The sequence below is a fragment of the Rhodococcus sp. C3V genome (assembly GCF_029269915.1).
Classification (GTDB): Bacteria; Actinomycetota; Actinomycetes; order Mycobacteriales; family Mycobacteriaceae; genus Rhodococcus_F; species Rhodococcus_F qingshengii.
On the sequence record NZ_JARJBE010000001.1, the window covers coordinates 735,990 to 753,787 of the forward strand.

Annotated in this window: 15 protein-coding genes and 1 riboswitch; of the genes, 7 read left to right on the forward strand and 8 right to left on the reverse strand. The window is 63.4% G+C overall.

Going from position 1 to position 17,798, the window contains the following annotated elements:
* The first annotated feature begins 8 nt into the window (after positions 1–8).
* The 3 genes from P3G66_RS03670 to P3G66_RS03680 are packed head-to-tail and all read left to right on the forward strand — an operon-like array spanning position 9 to position 3,584.
* On the forward strand, positions 9–1,355 hold the full coding sequence (locus P3G66_RS03670) for an LLM class flavin-dependent oxidoreductase (protein ID WP_276116201.1): 1,347 nt from the start codon (positions 9–11) through the stop codon (positions 1,353–1,355).
* Positions 1,352–2,584 carry an MFS transporter gene (locus P3G66_RS03675; protein WP_214923123.1) on the forward strand — a complete coding sequence of 411 codons (1,233 nt, stop codon included), beginning with the start codon at positions 1,352–1,354 and terminating at the stop codon, positions 2,582–2,584. Before P3G66_RS03670 ends, P3G66_RS03675 begins: the two co-directional genes overlap by 4 nt.
* Positions 2,585–2,597: 13 nt before the next feature.
* The gene (locus P3G66_RS03680; RefSeq protein ID WP_063315901.1) at positions 2,598–3,584 is read left to right on the forward strand and encodes an LLM class F420-dependent oxidoreductase; all 987 of its coding nucleotides are present in this window, start codon (positions 2,598–2,600) and stop codon (positions 3,582–3,584) included.
* 9 nt (positions 3,585–3,593) lie between these two features.
* On the opposite strand, the gene P3G66_RS03685 is transcribed toward P3G66_RS03680, so the two are convergent.
* From P3G66_RS03685 to P3G66_RS03705, 5 genes are all read right to left on the reverse strand, one after another.
* Positions 3,594–4,256, reverse strand: coding sequence for a DUF3239 domain-containing protein (locus P3G66_RS03685; RefSeq protein ID WP_007733514.1), 663 nt, complete (start codon positions 4,254–4,256; stop codon positions 3,594–3,596).
* Between the two features lie 74 nt (positions 4,257–4,330).
* Positions 4,331–6,409, reverse strand: a complete 2,079-nt coding sequence (locus tag P3G66_RS03690) for a dipeptidase (RefSeq protein WP_214926139.1) — start codon at positions 6,407–6,409, stop codon at positions 4,331–4,333.
* A 102-nt stretch (positions 6,410–6,511) separates the two neighbouring features.
* The gene (locus P3G66_RS03695; protein WP_003940219.1) at positions 6,512–8,170 is read right to left on the reverse strand and encodes a DNA repair helicase XPB; all 1,659 of its coding nucleotides are present in this window, start codon (positions 8,168–8,170) and stop codon (positions 6,512–6,514) included.
* A gap of 180 nt (positions 8,171–8,350) precedes the next feature.
* Positions 8,351–9,427 carry an alcohol dehydrogenase catalytic domain-containing protein gene (locus P3G66_RS03700; RefSeq protein ID WP_007733511.1) on the reverse strand — a complete coding sequence of 359 codons (1,077 nt, stop codon included), beginning with the start codon at positions 9,425–9,427 and terminating at the stop codon, positions 8,351–8,353.
* Entirely contained in the window at positions 9,424–10,617 is a 1,194-nt protein-coding gene (locus P3G66_RS03705) for an LLM class flavin-dependent oxidoreductase (protein ID WP_276116202.1), read from the reverse strand. Before P3G66_RS03705 ends, P3G66_RS03700 begins: the two co-directional genes overlap by 4 nt.
* Positions 10,618–10,831: 214 nt before the next feature.
* Here P3G66_RS03705 and P3G66_RS03710 point away from each other — a divergent pair, with 214 nt between their 5' ends.
* Positions 10,832–11,143 carry a hypothetical protein gene (locus P3G66_RS03710; RefSeq protein ID WP_064073975.1) on the forward strand — a complete coding sequence of 104 codons (312 nt, stop codon included), beginning with the start codon at positions 10,832–10,834 and terminating at the stop codon, positions 11,141–11,143.
* A 54-nt stretch (positions 11,144–11,197) separates the two neighbouring features.
* Entirely contained in the window at positions 11,198–11,848 is a 651-nt protein-coding gene (locus P3G66_RS03715) for a TetR/AcrR family transcriptional regulator (protein WP_003940633.1), read from the forward strand.
* A 424-nt stretch (positions 11,849–12,272) separates the two neighbouring features.
* On the opposite strand, the gene P3G66_RS03720 is transcribed toward P3G66_RS03715, so the two are convergent.
* The gene (locus P3G66_RS03720) at positions 12,273–12,398 is read right to left on the reverse strand and encodes a hypothetical protein (protein WP_007733507.1); all 126 of its coding nucleotides are present in this window, start codon (positions 12,396–12,398) and stop codon (positions 12,273–12,275) included.
* A gap of 88 nt (positions 12,399–12,486) precedes the next feature.
* The gene (locus P3G66_RS03725; RefSeq protein WP_217017767.1) at positions 12,487–14,811 is read right to left on the reverse strand and encodes a helicase-associated domain-containing protein; all 2,325 of its coding nucleotides are present in this window, start codon (positions 14,809–14,811) and stop codon (positions 12,487–12,489) included.
* 60 nt (positions 14,812–14,871) lie between these two features.
* Between P3G66_RS03725 and P3G66_RS03730 the strand changes: the two genes are divergently transcribed.
* Positions 14,872–15,060, forward strand: a complete 189-nt coding sequence (locus P3G66_RS03730; RefSeq protein ID WP_019744939.1) for a hypothetical protein — start codon at positions 14,872–14,874, stop codon at positions 15,058–15,060.
* Positions 15,061–15,143: 83 nt separating this feature from the next.
* Here P3G66_RS03730 and P3G66_RS03735 read toward each other — a convergent pair whose 3' ends face one another.
* Complete coding sequence (locus P3G66_RS03735; protein WP_003939675.1) at positions 15,144–15,707, reverse strand: transglycosylase family protein; 564 nt, start codon at positions 15,705–15,707, stop codon at positions 15,144–15,146.
* An 8-nt stretch (positions 15,708–15,715) separates the two neighbouring features.
* Positions 15,716–15,936, reverse strand: a riboswitch (cyclic di-AMP (ydaO/yuaA leader).
* Positions 15,937–16,319: 383 nt separating this feature from the next.
* Between P3G66_RS03735 and P3G66_RS03740 the strand changes: the two genes are divergently transcribed.
* Positions 16,320–17,717 (forward strand): YncE family protein, encoded by a 1,398-nt coding sequence (locus P3G66_RS03740; RefSeq protein WP_217017766.1) that lies wholly within the window; start codon positions 16,320–16,322, stop codon positions 17,715–17,717.
* The last annotated feature ends 81 nt before the right edge of the window (positions 17,718–17,798 follow it).

Genomic DNA, 17,798 nt, shown 5'->3' on the forward strand with positions numbered 1-17,798 from the left:
GCGAACTCATGTCCGAACGACAATTTCATCTGAACGCTTTCCTGATGGGCGTCGGCCATCATGAGGCGGCGTGGCGCCACCCACGCACAAATGCGGCCAACCTCCTGGACGTCAAGCACTTCCAGGAACTGGGGAGAATCGCCGAGCGTGGAAAGCTGGACTCGGTGTTCTTCGCCGACGGTCTAGCAGTCGGTCCGCGGGTCAAATACAACACTCAGGCGATCTTCGAACCCGTCACCTTGCTGTCGGCGATCGCTGCGGCCACCGAGAAGGTGGGGTTGATTGCAACCGCGTCGACCAGTTACAGCGATCCGTACACTCTCGCAAGGAAGTTCGCTTCCCTCGATCACATCAGTGGTGGACGAGGCGGGTGGAACATCGTGACGTCGGCCGGCGCCGACGAGGCCGCGAACTTCGGCCTCGATGCGGTACCGACGCACAGCGGTCGTTACGAGCGCGCCGAGGAGTTTCTCGACGTGACGCTCGGACTCTGGGACAGCTGGGAAGAGGGGGCAGTTGTCCTGGACGAAGAGACCGGAATCTTCGCCGATCCTGATCGTGTCCATCGCATCGACCATGACGGTCAACGATTCACGGTGGCTGGCCCGCTCAATTCGCCGAGGTCTCCACAGGGACGTCCGTTGCTCGTGCAAGCCGGTTCCTCCGAGAGCGGTAAGGACTTCGCGGCGAAGTATGCCGAGGCCGTGTTCACCGCTCAACGAACACTCGAGCAGGGGCAGGATTTCTACACCGACCTCAAAGCGCGGCTGATCAAGTACGGGCGTAGTCCCGACGAGATCAAGGTGCTGCCAGGCATCGTTCCCTTCATCGCGGATACGGAAGAAGAAGCCAAGGCACTGGAGCAGTCGTTCACGGATCTCATCTCACCTGAGTACTCGCTGCGCCAACTCTCGAACATGGTGGGCGTCGACCTCACCGAGCATTCGCTGGATGCCCCGTTGCCCCCGTTGCCGGACATCGATCGCATCCAAGGAAACAAGAGTCGATACCAGCTCGTCAAAGACCTTGCGGAGAGCGAAAACCTCACCGTCCGTGAACTGATCGGCAAACTCGGCGGTGGCCGTGGGCATCGGACATTTGCCGGGACACCGGAGCAGGTCGCGGACGAGTTGACCGAATGGTTCGACAAGGGCGCCGCGGACGGCTTCAACATCATGCCGCCCTATCTGCCCGGAGGGCTCGAGGTGTTCGTCGACCGGGTCGTGCCGATTCTGCAGGCGCGTGGGCTCTTCCGGACCGAATACACGGAATCCACCCTGCGGGGTCACTACGGCCTCGATCGTCCGGCGAATCGGTTCTCGCGGGCCGCTGACGCGGCAGAAGTGAGCGCGTGACGGAAACACTGCCCAAGGAACAGCCGGCGATTGCCGGTCTCAAGCCACTGGTCACAACGGTTTTCGTACCGGCGGCCATCTTCGGGATCGGTCAGGGTGCGGCTGCCCCCATCATGGCCGTCACCGCGCGCGACCTGGGTGCCTCGGTTGCCGTCGCCGGCCTGATCGTTGCACTCGGTGGTTTGGGCGCCGTACTCGGTGACCTCCCCGCCGGCAGGATCGTGTCGCGTTTCGGTGAGCGCAGGTCGATCATCGGCGGAAGTTCCTTGGGTGCAACAGGAGTGGTGATCTGTCTCCTTGCACAGACTCCGTGGATGCTCGGTATCGGCGCACTGTTGACCGGATTGGCGAATGCGGTGTGGGGCCTTGCGCGGCAGAGCTACCTCGCCGAGACCGTGCCACTCGGTCTACGGGCCCGAGCAATGTCGTCGTTCGCTGCGATGTGGCGGTTGGGTTTCTTCCTGGGACCGCTCATCGGGGCCGGCGTGATTCTCCTGGTGGGAGCGCTCGGAGGATTCCTCGTCCAATTGGTGGGCGTCGTGCTCGCCGGGGCGCTGATGGCCCGCGTTCCCGACCCGCCACGAAAGGTGCAGGCAGGCAACAGCGATCACGGACACGTCACGCTCCCGGAGATCCTTCGCCGTCATCGTGCCGCTCTGTCGACGCTCGGGACAGGCTCCCTTCTGATGGGCGCCGCCCGCGCTTCGCGTGAGGCCGTTCTTCCATTGTGGGCATTGCACCTCGGATTGGATGCAGCCCAGGTGAGTGTGATCTTCGGTATCGGTGCGGCCGTGGACTTGCTGTGCTCGTACCCGGCCGGACACATCATGGACCGATACGGCCGCAGGCTGGTCGCGGTGCCTTCGCTGACGGTGATCGGTGTGTCGTACCTACTGTTGCCGTTCTCGACGGGTGCAGTGGGATTGACCGTGGTCGCTGTCGTGATGGGGATCGGCAACGGACTGGGCAACGGCGTGATCATGACCCTCGGTGCCGATATCGCCCCGCCCGAAGAACGCGCCGAGTTCCTCGCTGCATGGCGATTGACGCACGACACCGGCATGTTCGGTGGGCCGCTCGCGATCGGTCTACTCGCCGCGGTGCTCCCACTCGGGTGGGCATTCGCCGCTCTGGGCGCGACGTCGTTCGCCGGCGCGGCGATGATGTTCCGCTTCATTCCGGTCTACTCTCCGCGGGTGTCACCCCGGTCGCGCGTCGGGAAACTGTAGGTAGGCTCGCTACATGCGATTCGGACTGTTCGTACCTCAAGGCTGGCGTCTGGACCTGGTCGGCATCGACCCCGCGAAGCAGTGGGAGGTGATGCGAGACTTCACGCTGCGCGCGGAGGCAGGGCCGTGGGAGTCGGTGTGGGTCTACGACCACTTCCACACCGTTCCCCAGCCGACGGAAGAAGCGACTCACGAGGCGTGGACGTTGATGGCCGCACTCGGTGCGTCGACCTCGCGTATCCGACTGGGCCAGATGTGTACCGCCATGAGTTACCGAAACCCGGCGTACCTCGCCAAGGTCGCCGCGACCACCGATCTCATCACGGGTGGACGCGTCGAGATGGGCATCGGCGGCGGTTGGTACGAGCAGGAGTGGCGCGCATACGGCTACGGTTTCCCCTCTGCCGGTGAGCGTCTGGGCCGCCTCGACGAAGGAATCCAGATCATGCAGCAGGCGTGGTCGACCGGCAGCTCGACGCTCGACGGCAAGTACTACCAGGTCGACGGAGCGCTGTGCCGTCCACTTCCGTTGCAAGAGGGCGGAATTCCCATCTGGGTTGCCGGTGGCGGCGAGAAGGTCACACTCAAGATCGCGGCCAAGTACGCGCAGTACACGAACTTCGACGGCACCCCGGCCGGCTTCGCGCACAAGTCCGAAATCCTGAAGAAACACTGCGACACCGTCGGTAGCGATTTCGACGCCATCGTCCGTTCGGCCAACTACAACGTGGCCATCGGCGCGACGGAATCCGAGGTGGCTCAGCGGTTGGAGACACTGAAGGCCCGACTGACGCCGTTGGTCGGCGAAGCTGCCGCCGATGCGTCGCTCGATGCGTTCCGCGGAATGCCTGCCGTGGGTACGCCCGAGCAGATCATCGAGAACCTGTCGGCGCTCGCGGCGCAGGGACTCGAGTACGGAATCTTCTACTTCCCCGAGGCCGCGTACGACACGTCGGGAATCGAGATGTTCGAGAAGGAAGTGCTGCCCGCGCTCGCGTAACCGTTTGGACTAGCGCAGCGAGTCAGGAAGATCGGCCGGGTTGATCAGAACCCGGCGATCGGGGTGGGTGCGAACTTCTTCGGAATCGGGAATCCGGCTCTGCAGGAAGTTCCACTCGCTCGCACTGACAGCAGCGATCGCGCGTGCCAGCACTGCCGAGTCCTTGGTCCCCCACTCGATCGGCATGGGACTGACCATCTGCCACGTGTCAGCCTTGCTGCGGGTGGAACGATCCGAACGCAGTGCGACCGACGGAATGCGGTCGCCGACTCGCCACTTCGGATTGAGTCGAACATTGCGGCTGACGAGCGCGTACTGCGGTGCTCCGGCCGCCGGCTTCGCGATGTCGATCAATGCCGTCAAGGTCGCCGCTCGAGGGTGAACCTCGGTGACGATCGCGGGAACCAGTGGGTTGTCCGCATACAGAGATTCGACGCTTCCCACCTTGCGAGGTGCCCACACGGCAACCCACAGGGAACTGGCCGCACCGATGGCGAGGACCGCGCCGATGATGATGGACCACACCTCGCCCATGCTGATCAACCAGGCCCCGACCGCGGCGAGGACGATCGCGAAGATCACCGCAGAAATCTGCAGGCGGCGTACATCGGCCAGTGTGTCGTTGACCGACTTGGCGTGAGCCTTGTCGACGGTGAACTGGAAGTCAGCCACGAAAAAATCCTTCGGGTGGTGCCGGACGATCTAGGACCGGCCCCCGATCTCCCGGGGACCGTCCACCAGCGTAGCTAGTTTCGCGCGCGCTCCCACATCTGCAGGTAAGCCTCGGCGCCACGGCTCATGTCCTCGATGATCGTGTCGCCGTCGGCGCCCGCAGCAATACGCATGTCCGCGATCCAGTCGGGAATCATCCCGTACTGGGCAACGCCGTCGGTGTTCACGTCGAAAACCCGGGTGCCGGCGCGCTGCTGGTCCATGACGGTGCCGTCGAAGGCGGTGTACGGATATTGCAGCGGATTTTCTGCGGCGTCGCCGCGCGGTGCGGCCTGCGGCCCGAAGCCGTTGGTGTCGGCGCCGTAGCCGAAACCGAAGTAGTAGTTCTCGCTTCGCATCGCCCGTGCGTCCCGCCACTGGTCGATGAACCCACGCTCTTCGGGCTTTTCGTCCGATGCGTCGAGTTGTCCGGCGTACAGGGCGACAAATCCGCCGAGTGCGTAGATCCGCTTGTACAGGCTCGGGTCGCTCCAGCTGTGACTGGAAACGACGCCGGAGTAGTTCGCAGCTTCGAGAATATCGAGAGCCGCTTCGGCGGTCTTGACGCTCATGTGATCGATGTCCACGATCATCCCTCGGTCCATCAAACCTCGGATCGTGTATGCGCCGAGGTCGGTCAGGCCGTGCGAATTGCATTGCGGACCAGAGGGGTACACCGGAAGCGTCACTCCGGGTGGGAGTACCGCGAGAAGATTCTGTGCGCCGTCGACCTTGGTGGGCAGCACGTTGTCCTCGGCAACGCCGGTGCATGGTTCCGACTGCCAGAACTCCCCGGTGCCCAGGTAGTTGCCGATGTTGACGGCCACCCCGGTGACTCCGCCGTCGAAACGGGCACCGCCGAGGGCGTTGTCGAACTTGTGCGTGACGATCATCTGCCGAACACCGAGGTCGTACAACTCGTCCAGGCCGCGGTCGATGTCGTCCTCGGTGCACTGCGGAATACCGTTGCGCACAGAGCAACCGAAGGGTTCGGACACCTCCACCCCGAGGGTGACGGCCAGCTTTCCGTCGGCGGCCACCTGCCTGGCCTGTTCAGGGGAGCTCACGATGCGGAACCAACCCCGGCCGGGACCGCCGTACTGGGCGTCGATGTAGTCCTGGAGTTCGCGTGTCTGCTGCGCCTGGATCCGGACGGTCTCCATCTCGTCACAGGGATTTCGCTTGCTCGGATACAGCTCGCACAGGACACGATTGGCGACAAAGAGATTGGTGAAGATTCGCAGCCCGCCGCGCCAGGCCCGCTCGACCCACTTGTAGTACGTCTGCTCGTGCGTCAGTGAATCGTGCGCCGGCCAGTCGGCGAAACTCGGCCAGCCGGTGGTGTCGTGAGTTTCGAAGGGATTGCCGTACGACAGAACGTTTTCGAGGAGCGCCGGTATCCCGTCAGGTTGATGGTCCGGGCAGTCGACGAGCGCTGCGGTGACGCCCTGAGGATCGAAAGGTCGGCCGCAGTGCAGGTTTCCGCCCATGAACTCGGAAGCGTTCATGTGCACGTGTGTGTCGATGAATCCGGTGACTTCACCGTTCGGTCCGATTTCTCCTGGAACGCCGTTTGCGCCCACCTCCGCTTCGGGGAAGTCGGCGCAGCCGTCGCGCGGGATCAGCGTGAACGCAGATTCGGGAACGTCACCGGGATCGGACATCGTGAGCATCAAATCGCGCGAGATCAGTTGACGGCCGTTCGAGGTTGCTGTCAGAACGAAGGACTCGCCGGTGGACATCACGGTCCAGTCGGTGGACGGAGTTGCTTCGGAAGTGGCGAGCACCGAGTCTGCGCCGTCGTGCGAGAGCATCGACCCGTCCGGGCCGTACAGCATGAATCGACCCAACTGGGCCGCATGTAGTCGGAACGGTTCGGCGTCTGCGGCTTTCGTCACGTCGGTGAGGTACGCCGACCCGTCACGACGGACGAAATCACCAGACTCGGTGCGCAGCGCGAAGCAACCGTTCGCAAGTGCATACACCGAGTTCTGCGCAGTAGGAGCAGGACTCGGTGCCGCGGCGCTGACGCCGGTCGTGGCGACGACGACGGCGGCAGTCAGCAGCGAGATGGTTCCGGCGAGCCGACCCCGTAGACGTGGAACTGAGCGCATGGTGCTGGTGACCCCCGGCCGATGGACACGACTGTGACAGGGGACACTCTACAGATAACTGGACGTATGTCCATTTGTTTCTGAAACGTGTTGCAGAAATGCTCAGCCGATGGCAGGTCCGAGCAGGTCGTCGGCGTCGGTGATCCGGTAGGCGTAGCCCTGTTCGGCGAGGAATCGCTGACGATGTGCCGCGTACTCCGCATCGAGAGTGTCGCGCGAGACCACCGAATAGAAGTGAGCCTGACCGCCGTCGTGCTTGGGTCGCAGTAGGCGTCCGAGTCGCTGCGCTTCTTCCTGTCTCGACCCGAAGGTTCCCGAAACCTGCACGGCGACAGACGCCTCCGGAAGGTCGATCGAGAAGTTCGCGACCTTGCTCACCACCAGCGTCTGGATCTCACCGTTACGGAACTGATCGAACAGGATCTCGCGTTCCTTGTTCTTGGTGGATCCCTTGATCACCGGGGCGTTCAGGGCTTCGCCGAGTTCGTCGAGCTGATCGAGATACGCACCGATCACCAAAGTCGGAGAATCGGGGTGCTTGGCCAGGATCGACTTCACGACCGCAATTTTCGTGTGAGCCGTCGAGCACAGTTTGTAGCGCTCCTCCGGTTCGGCGACGGCATAGGACATGCGCTCGGCGTCCGTCATCGTCACTCGCACCTCGACGCAGTCGGCCGGCGCGATCCAGCCCTGCGCTTCGATGTCCTTCCACGGAGCGTCGTAGCGCTTGGGGCCGATGAGCGAAAAGACGTCGCCTTCGCGGCCGTCCTCACGAACCAACGTTGCGGTCAGGCCGAGACGGCGGCGCGACTGCAGATCTGCCGTCATCCGGAAGACCGGCGCGGGGAGCAGGTGGACCTCGTCGTAGATCACCAATCCCCAGTCTCGGGAATCGAAAAGTTCGAGGTGCTTGTACTCGCCCTTCGTACGACGCGTGATCACCTGGTAGGTCGCGATCGTGACCGGCCGAATCTCCTTGCGCTCGCCGGAGTATTCGCCGATTTCTTCCTCGGTCAACGATGTACGCGCGATGAGCTCACGCTTCCACTGACGACCGGCAACGGTATTGGTGACGAGGATGAGGGTGGTGGCCTTGGCCTTTGCCATCGCTGCTGCGCCCACCATCGTCTTGCCGGCGCCACACGGCAGCACGACGACGCCCGAGCCGCCGGCCCAGAACGAATCCGCTGCCATCTGCTGGTAGTCGCGCAGTTCCCAGTGGCCCTCTTCGAAAGCGAGATCGATCGGGTGCGCTTCGCCGTCCACGTAGCCGGCGAGGTCCTCGGCCGGCCAGCCCACCTTGAGCAGCATCTGCTTGAGGCGGCCGCGTTCGCTCGGGTGGACGATCACGGTGTCGTCGTCGACCTTCTCACCGAGCATCGGCGAGATCTTCTTGTGTCGCATCACCTCGGTGAGGACTGCGCGGTCGAGGCTGACCAGGATGAGGCCGTGCACCGGGCTCTTGACCAGCTGTAAGCGTCCGTACCTGGCCATCGTGTCGACGATGTCGACCAGCAGCGGTTGTGGAACCGCGAATCGTGAGTACGACACGAGCGCGTCGACAACCTGCTCGGCGTCGTGTCCGGCGGCGCGGGCATTCCACAAGGCCAGGGGAGTGATGCGATACGTGTGGACGTGTTCGGGGGCCCGTTCGAGTTCCGCGAAGGGGGCGATTGCCTGCCTGGCATCGCCGGCGCGCTCGTGGTCGACCTCCAACAGCAGCGTCTTGTCGGATTGGACGATCAACGGTCCGTCGGTCACGGAATCCTCCTAGTGAAGCAAACGCGGCAGCCACAGAGCGTTGCGCCGCGTTGTCGGCTGACGCCAACCCTGCCATTGTCCTGGTATCGGGGCGCAGACGCCAACAGGCGACGCTCGCACAGCCCGAAGTAGAGGTGCCCGAGTGCGAGCACCCCTACGTCAACAGGGCAGGATCGACCGCTATTCCGGGAGGCCCGCGGGTAGCACGAGGATCTTCACGTGTTCGTCGGGTGCGCGCAGAGCTGCGAAAGCGTCGGAGACTCCATCCAGACCGACCCTGCCGGTGATGATCGCTTCGGCGTCGATCTCGCCGTCGGCGAGCCTCTGCAGGGTGATGTCGTAGGCATTCTCGTAAGGACCGTGACCGAAGTTGATCGAGATCCTCCGGAACTGCCCGACGACGGGAATGATCGTCTCGTCGCCGAACGGCGCAGCCAGAACCTGAATCCGCGAGTTGAACGGCAGAGTGTGCATCAGTTCTCCGATGACTCCCGCCCGCCCGCTGCATTCGTAGGCGATCAGAACTCCGTTCGCGGCCTGGCCGACAAGCTGGTTGCCTTCGGCGATCATTCGATTCCACAGTTCGATCGGATCCTGCTCGGCCGGATCGACGACGATGTCCGCGCCCATCTTCGCGGCGAGCTCGCGTCGTTTGGGGGAGGGCTCCGACGCGATGACGATCTGCGCTCCGCGCGCTTTCGCGGCGACGATGGCGCCCAGTCCGATCGTTCCGCAACCGATGACGAGCGCCGAATCGGCCGAGGTGAGGCCGGACTGTTGGAGATGCATCTCGCCGACGTGGAGAGGTTCGGCAAGTGTGGCGTGCTCGAGTGACAGGTGGTCGGGAACTTTGCGGACCCAGAACGCGTCGACGACGATGTGATCGCCGAACGCGCCGTGGTACTCGTTCGAGTAGCCGATGATCGTCGGGATCCCGGTAGCGGTGTCGGTGGCCAAGCCGATGCCGGCCACCCGATCGCCGATCGCGAAATCGTCTACTGCAGAACCGGTCTCGGAGACGATACCCGCGTATTCGTGCCCCAGCACCACTGGCGCGTCCGGATCGAAGGTGGCGAGCGGGTAGCCCCCGTCGTGCGCGACCTGAACGAAGCGGCACGGGTCCTTCGACATGCTCAGGTCGCTGCCGCAGATCCCGCAGGCGACGACGTCGATGCGGATCTGATGGGGTGCCAACGGCGGCGGGTCGGCGATCTCGGTGACCGCGAATTCTCCCTGCTGGAAACGGACGGCTCTCATGCGCGCACGGCTCCCGTCTCGGCCGGCTGGCCGTAGTAGTCGGTATGGGCTTTGGTGATCGCTCCGACCAGCCCGCCGATCAGGTATTCGCGATTGTCCTCGGCGAACTGCATGCTCGCCTGACGCCCGACATTTCGCTTCCGGAAGTGCGGGACCACCTCGGAGGCGAACAATTCGTAGCTGCGTTTGGTGTCCTCCCAGCTCGCCATGTCGACGTGAAGGATCAAGAACGTGCCGAACCCTCCCGTCTTCTCGATCAGACGCTCGATCTGTGCGATCGCATCTTCGGGGGTACCGATGATCGCCTGACCGAACTCGCCGAGCGTGTCGTTGCGCCACTGATCGATGATTCCGGCAGGTGTATCTGCCCAGGCCGGGTTCTGGCCGGTCTGTCGATTCACGTAGGAAGCCATCGATCCGATCCGTCGGCTCACGGCGCGCTCGGCCTCGGCTCGGGTCTCGGCGAGGAACATCGGATTGACCACACGCCACGTCGCTCGGTCGGCGCGGTGGCCGTGTTCGGCCGAGACCTTCTCGTACACATCCCAGTTGCGATCCAGTGCGTCGAAGCCGCTGGGTGAACTCGCCGCCAATGAGAGCAGGGAGAGGCCGTTCTTGCCTGCGAGCACCGAACCGTTGGGGGAAATCGTGGACGCTGTCACGGTCTCGATGCCGTCCGCACGGTAGGTGGGCAGCTGTGCGCGTGCGTCACGCAACGTGAACCAGTCGGTTTCCATGTTGACGACCTCGCCGCGAAGCAACGCGAGAATGGCCTCGAGCGCTTCGCCCTGGCGACGACGCTGGTCCGACGGGTTGATGCCCATCATGTGCGCATCGAGGGGGATCTTGCCCGGGCCGGTGCCGAAGATGAGTCGTCCGCGCGTCTGCAGATCGAGCTGAGTGATGCGGTCGGCCGTGATCAACGGGTGGTGATAGGGCAGAGACGTCACGCCTGTGCCGAACTGGATGCGCTCGGTTCGCTCTGCGGCGGCCGCGATGAACATGTCCGGGGCAGGCACGATCTCGGCGCCGGTCGAATGATGCTCACCCATCCACGCTTCTTCGAATCCGAGGTGGTCCAGGTGTGTCATGAGGTCGATATCGCGTCTGAGTTGCAGGGCGGGATCGGCGTCGAGCGGATGGTACGGGGCGAGGAAGGCTCCGAAGCGGATGGACGATGCGGACCACACGATGACAACTCCTGTCGACAGGGGAGTGATTTGGATCACTCGCTCTGATCGAGATGTCTAACATGGATCAACTGATCCAATAAGTTGAGCCTCCCGCACAGTGGGAGATTTGTAATCATCTGTAGTTCAACGTTATCTGGTGTAATGACGTCGGATATCGTTGTTGCAAGTCGATCAACTGAACCAAGTACTTTCCGAAGGAGTATTGAAGAGGATGCAACTGGACGTCACAATCACCCCCGACTCCTCGACCGTTGAACTGAACAGTGTCGACGACTTCACCAGTCTCTCGGTCGTCGTTGGCGGCGACGATCGATCCGAGACTCTGAGTCGGGTACTGGAACCGTGGGGGGAACTCGAGGGGGATCACGTCTGGCTCGACATCGGCCACTTGGAGCAAGCCGTCGCTGCCCGGATCGGAAACACCGAGTGGAGACAGAAGTTCTCCGCGATGGTGGTCTACGCACGCGCCCACGGCTGGGTGGATCGCGACAACAGGGTGCGAGCACACCGTGAATCACTCTGACTCCGCGTTCGCCACGGTTGAGACGTTTGTCGAGCCCGTGCGAAGCTCGTTCGTATGACCGACTCCCGGCAGAACCGTCAAGGCGACGCGACGCGTCTGCGTTTGCTCAAAACTGCTGAAAGGCTTTTCGCGACAGAGGGATTGGATGCAGTTTCGCTGCGCTCGGTCAACGCCGCGGCCGGTCTCGGGCCGTCATCGGTCCACTACCATTTCGGAACCAAGGACGATCTGGTCGCAGCGGTGCTGTTGGACATGGGAACGTCGGTGCGAGATCAGATCAGCGCGAACGTCGACGCCCTCTCCGCCGACAAGACGCCGCCGACGGTCGAGGCGCTGGTACGGGCCGTCACTGCGCCCTACAAGGCATTGCTCCTTCGCCATCGCACGCGGGGAATGCGATGGATCAGAATCGTCACGCAGATCTCGCAGCCGCAGATGTCACGACCGGGCCATCCAGCCCTCGAGGCGACCGAGTTGCACCTGCGTGAACATCTTCTCGACCAGGTCCGTCGTACTTTTCCTGCTACCGATCCCGAACGGCTCGAGACTCGCTGGGCGATTGCCTTGATGGGCTTCCTCCAGGCGTTGAGCCGGGCGGACGATTGGAGCGGAAGTGGCAAGCCGCTCGCGCCGGAGCGGCTTGCCGACTTCTACGAGGACCAGGTCGTCTTTCTGGTGGGTGGTGTGCGGCAGTTATTGGGGTGAGCGCCTAATCGATGCGTCTCCTATTTCTGCGCGACCACTGACTTCCGCATTTCCATTACATGAGTAATAGCTTCGGAAATTCCGGACCGGTAACCGATATTCTTTTCGGAATCACCCGGAGTGGAATCAAGCTCCGATTCGAGTCTCGTTTGAATGCGGTCCAGGGTATGGATTGTTCTTTTCACGATGGTTGATTCTCTTTCTGCGGTAAATCCGATAGAAGTATTCCGGATTGCCGAGCGTGTTCGTCGAGGACGCAGAGTGAAGCGAGGGTCATGCCCGCTGCGTACCCGCGCGAGCGTGCGTCAGTTCCTCGATTACGCGACTTGAACAGGTTGAACGTTTCGTGCAGGTGCACGAGGGTGTCGGTGGAGGCAGGCATTGGTCAGCTTCGCAATCAGCTCGTCTTCTCTGGACTTTGCTGTCAGCTCCGCTTCCGCTTACGGATGAACTCGGAAGACTCCGCAGTTTTCGCCCGCTTCTCCGCGCGGCGTTCCTTGATCGACTGGGCGGGTTTCTTCATGTTCTTACCCGGCGCCTTGTCAGCCATTGTCGCTCCTCATTTTTCGAAGTGGCAATCACAAACTGACCTCGACCATACTTCATTTACAGAAAAAAGCCAGTTGCTTCTTTTTTTGCTACTTTTTTCCGGAGTCGACGGGGCTGACGGAAGTAATTCGGTGCAACGTGAAACGGCGAACCGCGCCGCTCGCGGGGTCGAAGGCGTCCAGCTGTCCGCCGCCAACGCTGACGGGGTCGACGATGCGATGCGTCGCGACCCCCTGGGCGTCGACGTAGCCGATGTTGACGCTCGAATTGTCTCGGGCCGCCGTGGCCAGCAAGGCGATGGTGGCGGCGTTGTTCTCCCGTGAACCGTCCGTTCGGACTCCGCCGCGGCCGGGGGCGGAAGCACGGTCTCCGGCCCGCATCGTGCGGACCAACGACGCCAGCTGATCCGCCGACGGGCTCGCCGGCATCCTCGACGCCGGTCGGCTGCGACGGTTGGGTACACGTGCCCCACGTGGGCGGAGATCGACCAACGTGCCCGAAGAGTCCTCACCTGCCGGCGCGAATCCGGCGGCTCGCAGCTCGGTCAGGACTTCGCGGAGAGGGGCCTGCGAAATCGCGACGGTGGGAGCCAAGGCGCGCAGTGCCAACGGCTCGGCCACTGCGGATGCGAGGACCTCCGCCAGCAGTGACGCGTCCTCACATCGAATGAACGACGCCGCCACTCCGGCACGCAGTCGTCCGTGTCGACGGGCGACATCGTCGATCAGATACGAAAGTGATTGGGGGACAGGAGTCTTCGATTTCGAAGTGAACATCGCATGCAGTTCGGTGGCCGTCAGACCGGCGTCGAGCGCACGACGCACGCTGTCCTCGCTGATGCGGTACATGGACGCCGATCCGGCCGACTCGATGTCTGCGACCAGGCTCACCTGCTCGAGCAGGTCCGGTACCAGCGGGCCGGGCGCAACCAGAGTCAGATCCGCCTGGACCAGGATGTAGTCGATGGGCTCGGGTAGCGCGGACTGCATTTCGGCTTCGGCGTCCCCGCCGTGCAGCAAGGCTCGTCCAGGTGACGACAACGCGCCGCGGGCCACCAGCCCGAGAGCAGCGGCCTCGTCCAGAGTCCGCTCGATCGCGAACGTCCGCAGGCGCCCGCTCCATCGCGGGCGTCGCCACGCCAGTAGTCGACTTACCTCGACGGCCGATGCAGTCTGGCCACTGTCGAGTTCGGAGAGCAGCCCCAGAATGGCCTGACGATCTCGCGGAGCCGCCGGAGCGCGGCCCTCCTCGGACAACGCCGCGATGGGCTTGTCGGTGGAATCGCGCAGCCCGATCATCCACGGAACTCGAGGTACGTCGACCCAGGCGGACGCCAGGACCTCCCACCGTCGCGCTGTGGATGCGTTCAGCCAGCCGTCGACCGCGAGCGTGGGCGTCCAGTATTCGTCCGCGTTGTCCGAGACCGGCGCCGGATCTGGTGTTCCACTGGCGATGAGTCCGGCTGCCGAGAGCAACTCGACAAGTAGGCTCACGCGCGCTTCGTCGAGATCGGCCGTCTTGGCCACGCGACGTAGTTCTCGAACACCGAGCCCACCGGCTCGCAGTGCGGGAGCCGGCGCTGCGCCCAGAACGGCGATCACGTTCTCGCATTGGCGTACCAACTCGAGCGCCTCGCCGGCTGCTGCGGCGTTCACGTCCGCCGGCTTGAGTTTGTCGCCCCCGATGACAGGTGCGGTCAGCGTCGTCGGATCGAAAACCGGCTCGCCGCGGATGACCTGACGAACCGTCGCCGGAAGCTCGACGGTCTGCTCGTCGAGCCACCGCAGCAGGCCGGCCGCCAGCAGTCGTTGAACCGGGCGCTCAGGCGGCGTTCCGGGGGCAGCGTCGCGGGTGCGACCGATCGGGCTGGAGTTGGCGAGTGTCTCGAGGAGATCCCGCTCGCGGGTGTCCAGAGCGTTGAGCGCAGCCGAGATCTCGGTCTCGGTCATCGCCTCGGCAGGTTCGAGGGCGCGCCCCACACGCCACGGAATCATCCCGATGACTGCCGGGACGACGCTGATGGGATCGACACCCCAGATGAGGGCGGACGCGCGCATCTTCGACAGAGACTTGTCGACGGCCTTCTTGGTGACCTTGCCCTTGCCGGTCAGCGCTCGTTCGGCGATCGCACTGTTGAGCTCCGCCCGCGTCATCGGAGTTTCCTCGGCGCCGGCCAGTGCCAACAATTCGAGAAGACCGAAATCGAGGGTGTCGAGTTCGTCCGCCGCTCGGCTGACCGACGCGCGTTGCTGTGCCCGACCGCTGAGAACCACCATCGTGCTCGGCGGCGGTACGGCCAGATCGGGGCGCAGACGCAGCAACTCCGTCAACTCGGCGTCACTGCGCGCCGAGAGCCAATCGGTCAGACTTTCGGCTGCGGAACTGCCCGCCGGGGTGCCACGTGTTTCGGTCATCAGGTATCAGATTAGAGACCTGGTCTGTACGGCGTAACGGCGTCCTGTCAAAATGACTTCGTGGCCAACAATTCGAAGCAACACTATGTAGATCCAGGATGGCCGGAAACTGCAGACGGAGATCACGCAGTGACCGAATTGTCATCGACCCGCGCAGGTGGACTTTCACCCTTCGGCGAGGACACCACCTTTCCGGTTCCGGTGGAGTCACTTCCTTACGTACACCCGCACACCGTCATCAACCGATAACAACTCGACACGAAGAAGGCCCGCACCGAATCGGTGCGGGCCTTCTTGATGTTCGAGCGTCCGAGCGGACAGTCTTGCCGGTGTTACTTGAGGAACGACTTCGCGGTGTCGGCGACTGCGAGGATCTGCGGGTCGACCGGGATGCCGTTGGCCTCGGCGAATGCGATTGCCTGATCGATGGCGTCGGCGACCGGGTGTGCAACGGTCTGTGCGACCTGCTGCGCCGGAGCCGGAGCTGCCTGAGGAGCCGTGGTGGCCGGAGCGGAACGCTCGGTGGCGCCGCTGCTCAGCCCGAGGCTGGAGGAGCAGGACGGCCATGCGCCCCAACCCTGGTTTGCGAGAACACGCTCGGCAACAACGATCTGCTGCTCGCGAGTGGCCTGGTTTGCGGTGGCTGCGTACTGTCCGCCGCCGTGTGCGTTCCACGTGCTGGGGGAGAACTGCAGTCCGCCCTGGTAACCGTTGCCCGTGTTGATGGCCCAGTTTCCGCCGGCCTCACACTGGGCGAGACGATCCCAGTCGGAGTCGGGGGCAGCGTTTGCGGTTCCGGTGGCTGCAATTCCTGCTACGCCCATGATGGCGCCGGTGACGGCGACCTTGGCGACAGTGCGGCCGGTGGTGGTGGGCTTGCGATGGCGTCCGCTCATGATGGTCGAAATCCTCTCCACACGCGCCTGCGAGGTCAGCTGTCGGGTTCGGGCTGAGAGGTCGCCCGGCCTCGCCTTTCCTGGCTGGAAAGGGTCTGGCTTCACCCCAAGATTCGGTCTTGCGATCGAACCGGTGTCCACTGGAGAACTTTTCTGTTCTCACAGAGGACTTTGGGTCCCCCGTCCTCGTCCCTGGAATGCTCTGTCGGAAGTCCGGTACCCGCGGGACAAGGCTTGGCGCGGCGGGCCGGAGGTGGCCGAGTTTCCCGGCCGAAAACGACGGTAACGGCTCGAGTCGCTCGTGTCACCATTTGATAACGCGGCGTGGCGAAGGACGTACAACGCGTCACACAAAGCGCAGGAGACTCTTCCCAGGTAGGTGGGGGTGACTGAGTGAATGTCCGGTTGTGTCCGTTCCGTTATCCATCCGTAATGTGAGCAAGGTCACACGTTATGTGGAAATAGAATTTCGGGCGATTGAGAGGTGTGTCGATCCGCGCCCAGGGTGTGGCCCGTGTCTCAACATCGAGATTGAAACTTAGGTTAGGTTTGCCTGACTTGCCTCGATTGGGCAGGTTTCGCAGAGTCTTCCAAAGAAGTAGGGCACCCCTCATGAAACTGCAATACCGTCGGCGTGCGGTCACCGCGTCACTCGCCGTCGCCGCTGCTGCTGTCGGCCTGGCCGTCACTGCTCCCGCTGCACACGCCTCACCCGAGGATCCGACACACGGTGTTGTCGGAAGCTATACCGCAACCCAGCCCGGCGACATCGTCGTCGACTCGGCAACCCACCGCGGATACATCACGCAGTACGGCGGACCGACCAGCTCGTTGTCCGTCGTCGACACGAACACCGGCAAGTCTGTCGGCACCATCGACGGCGTCGTCGGTTACCCGTCGGCACTTGCCGTCGACTCGGGCCTCGGACGCGCATACGTGTCCTCCTCCTACGGCGGCGCGATCTCGATTGTCGACACGAAGACCGGCAAGGTCGAAAAGACGGTCACGCTGAGCGAGAAGAACCCCGACGGCTCGCGTCCGCAGATCAACGATGTCGTCGTCGATCCCACAACACACCGCGCGTACTTCTCGGACTACAAGTCCGGCAACATCCGAGTCGTCGACCCCAACGCCGCCGACGCCGTGTCGAGCATTCTGGTCGACAAGTCGGCAACGCCGACCAAGCTCGCCTTCGACAGTGTCCGCGGCTTCCTCTACATCGCGGACACCAACTTCTTCGACGAGAATTACGGCCGCACGCTGTGGCAGGCGGACGTACGCAAGGGCGGAGCACTCAAGTCGATCGTGCGTGCCGACAACCTCTACCCGGTCGACGTCGATGTCGACACGAACACCGGCAACATCTACATGACCGACACCCGGGCAACCAACCTGTGGGCGATCACCCCGGCCGGCGCGGTTCTGTCGAAGACCACGCTGTCTCCGACCGCGATTCCCAACGGCGTGGTCGTCGACGCTGCGGCAGGCATTGCATATGTCGCGGACGTCATGAACGGACACCTGTGGTCGGTCGATCTGACGACCCGCGCCACCACCGCTCTGACCGATACCAAGGTTCCGGCACTGGAGAAGGTCAAAAACCTCGCGCTCGACACCTCGACCGGCGCCATCGCGTCGACGACCAACGGGGGCAAGGTGACAGTCGTTGCTGCGTACCCGCTACCCGCGACCGTCGAATTGCCTGCCGCTCAGGTAGGTAAGGCATATTCGCACAAGCTCACTGCCGCCGATGCGCGCGCAACCTTTGCACTCACCAGTGGCACTCTGCCCGGCGGACTGTCCCTCGCACAGGACGGCACCATCTCGGGTACCCCCACCGCTGTCGGCAGCGTCACCGTCGAGATCACTGCGAAGAGCGTGCTTTCGCGTGCTTCGAGCGTGACCATCGTGGTCTCCGAGGGGCCGGTCGGCCCCGTCGATCCGGGCAACCCGGGAACGGGAACCGGTTCGCTCGGTAACCTCCCCGGACTCGGTAGCCTCGGCCGCTGATACGACCTGATACCAGAGAACCCGACCACAGCAACTGCTGTGGTCGGGTTCTTCGGTCCGCGGGCCCGCTATGCGTAATCG